This is a genomic window from Binatus sp. (SeqCode) (genome assembly GCF_036522015.1).
In the GTDB taxonomy this organism is placed as follows: domain Bacteria; phylum Desulfobacterota; class Binatia; order Binatales; family Binataceae; genus Binatus.
Genome location: NZ_DATDGQ010000319.1, coordinates 1 through 2,559 on the forward strand (window position 1 = coordinate 1; position 2,559 = coordinate 2,559).

A 2,559-nucleotide genomic window follows, 5' to 3' on the forward strand; every position below is an offset into this window, starting at 1 on the left:
GGGCACGGCGGCCCGCCCCACTATCAAGGGGATGTCCTTAGACCAGCGAACCCCGCTCTGTTGCCGGGATTCCATACGGACCGAATACTGACGCTCGGTACGCGTTGTCGCGCGAGGCTCTTAGCAGTGCGTCGCGATCGCGCAGGATTCGCAACTCGGCTCTGACGTAGTCGACCTGGCGCTCGACTTCGCGCCTGCGGCCTTCGACGTATGACGCGAATGCGCCCGCGGACAGATCGCCGTCGCGCAGCGCGCTCTCCGCGGCCGCCGCTGCCAGCCGTCCGGTTCGCAGCGCGAACTCGTTGCCCTGCCCTGTTATTGGCGACAGGTATCCCGCCGCGTCTCCCACCAGCAGGAGGCGGTCTCGCGCGACTGCGCTGACGCGGTATCCCAGCGGCGCCATCATCCATTGCCGGCCGACTCGGGGTTCCCTCATGATGCGCTCGTAGAGCCATCGATCGTGATTGCGCGCGACTGATTCGTAAAATTCGATCGCGCCGAGGCGTTCGGTCTGTTTCGCGGCCAGGTCCGCTTCGAGGATGTATCGGTAAAGTCCCGGCCGAATCCGCGAGCCACTGATCATCGCGCCGCGCACGCCGTAGAGATGGCGATCCCAGGTGTTCAGCGGAGTGCCATCGAACGAATTGAAGAAGACGGCGACGCCGATTTGCGAAAACTCGGGATCCTCGGACTTGAGATTCAGGGCGCGCAGCGAAGGCGCGTAACGGCCGCCCGCGTCGATCAGCATCCGCGCCGAATAGCGGTTGAAATCGGCCGTGATCGCGATTGCGGCATCGCCGCGAACTTCCAGGTCGGTGACTCGTGCGTTCCAGACGATGCGTCCGCCCGCCTCGACCAGTCTGCGGCGCAACGCTGCATTGAATCCGCCGCGGTCAACCTGCACGGGAAAGATTGGGTTTGGAATCGGATGGTAGGTCCAGGAGAGATCGGGATAGACGTTGCGGAAGCCGGTGATTCGGTCCAGCACCCAGTCGCCTTCGAACTTGACGCCCAACTGCGCGCACTCCTTCTGCGTCGGAACGACCATCACCTCGCCGGAGGTGAGGTCCTCGCCGTCTTCGCGTTCCTTGCGCTCGACTGCGAGCACGTCGTAGCCGGCGGCGACGAGTCTGATTGCCGCCGCGCATCCCGCCGGTCCCGCTCCTATTACGATTACGTCGGCGTCGAGCTTCACTCGCTTCTTAAAACTCGACGGGATGGCCTAGTTGCTCGGAGATCGTCTCAGCCAGGCGTAGAAACAATTCGTGACCGTCCTTATCGTCGAGCCACAGGCTGCGCGCCGGGTCCCAGATGTAATGGAATCCGTGCGAGCCGGCCGCCAGCCACATCTGCTTCATCTGCGATTGCCGCGACAGGATGAACTTCGCGCCGCCCGCGAATTCAATCGTCACGACGCCATCGGCGGTGGTGTAGTCCACTTCGTCGGGGTCGAGGTCCTCGAGCCATTTCGCGACTTTGGTGAGCGCGATGTCAGAGCGTTCGCGAAATTCGTTGTCGTCCATGTGAAGAGTGTATCAAAGCGCTGACGCGATGCAGTAAGCAGGACTCCGAATCCTAGCCTCTATCAGGGAGAGGCCGCCGCGCGTCCGCGTGGGGCGGGTGAGGGTCCGCATATAAGGATGTCCTTCCGCGACTTTCCGGAACCAGGAATTTGGACCCTCACCCGACACTCAAGGTCTCGCGTCGGCCTCTCCCTGATAGAGAGAGGCAAAGAACCGGAATCCTTCGCCGCGCTTCGGAGGACAGCGCTCACCGCTGCGGACCCTTCTTCCTCATCTCTTCGTCGCGGTAGCGTTTGTACAGTAGGGTCCATTCGTTGGAGCCTTCGGCGATGCCGCGTTTGATCGAATTGATCTTGCGCCGCACGATCGCATCGATCTCGTCGCCCTGCTCGTTGAACTGAGCTACGATTTCGCGCGCTTGCCGCAGAGCGAGCGGAAAGTTGGCGATTTCGGCCAGGCCCTCGTCGCGCAATTTTGCCAGCGACTCGCGCGCCAGGAACAGGACTCGGGCTTCGGTGAGCTTCATCGATTACAGCGTGAAGTTTTTCTTCTCGGCCAGCCGCTGGCGAATCAGACTGCGCAGCCGCGTGACGTCGAGGCGAGTGTCGCGGCGCGCTTCGGCCTCCGCCATTTTGTCGGCCTCTTCGTCGATCTGCGCTTCGGTCTCGAAATTCTCCGACATCAACTCGGTCACGCACGCGACCAGTTCCTTGACGTCGGCCTTGGGTTTTATCACGCCGCGATCGATCAGCCCCTGCACGAGATGAGTCGCAAGTGCATCGATCTGAGCCTCCCGCATCGCCATACGATCATAGCTTGCCGGGATCGAGTGCATCTTGTCAAAAGCGAGCGCGCCGTTGGCGCTACGATCCCGAGACAATACGGCGTCGATTCACGCCGAGGAACCTAACCCCTAACCCCTTCCCGAGGGGGAAGGGGAACCGGAAGTGGGAAGGACTACGCGGCGGTCGCTTCGATCACATCGATGCGACCGGCGGGGACGCATCGCGTCAACCGGAAGCCGCCCTTGGCGAGC

2 protein-coding genes and 1 pseudogene are annotated in these 2,559 nt (G+C 62.4%); all 3 read right to left on the reverse strand.

Going from position 1 to position 2,559, the window contains the following annotated elements; genetic code table 11:
- Nucleotides 1-37: 37 nt before the first annotated feature.
- The 3 genes and pseudogenes from VIW95_RS13495 to VIW95_RS13505 all read right to left on the reverse strand — a co-directional run bounded on the left by VIW95_RS13495 (nt 38) and on the right by VIW95_RS13505 (nt 2,358).
- Entirely contained in the window at nt 38-1,195 is a 1,158-nt protein-coding gene (locus VIW95_RS13495) for an NAD(P)/FAD-dependent oxidoreductase (RefSeq protein WP_331587358.1), read from the reverse strand.
- A 7-nt stretch (nt 1,196-1,202) separates the two neighbouring features.
- Nucleotides 1,203-1,523, reverse strand: a complete 321-nt coding sequence (cyaY, locus tag VIW95_RS13500; protein ID WP_331587360.1) for an iron donor protein CyaY — start codon at nt 1,521-1,523, stop codon at nt 1,203-1,205.
- A 247-nt stretch (nt 1,524-1,770) separates the two neighbouring features.
- Nucleotides 1,771-2,358: pseudogene (locus tag VIW95_RS13505) on the reverse strand (DUF507 family protein).
- Nucleotides 2,359-2,559: the final 201 nt, after the last annotated feature.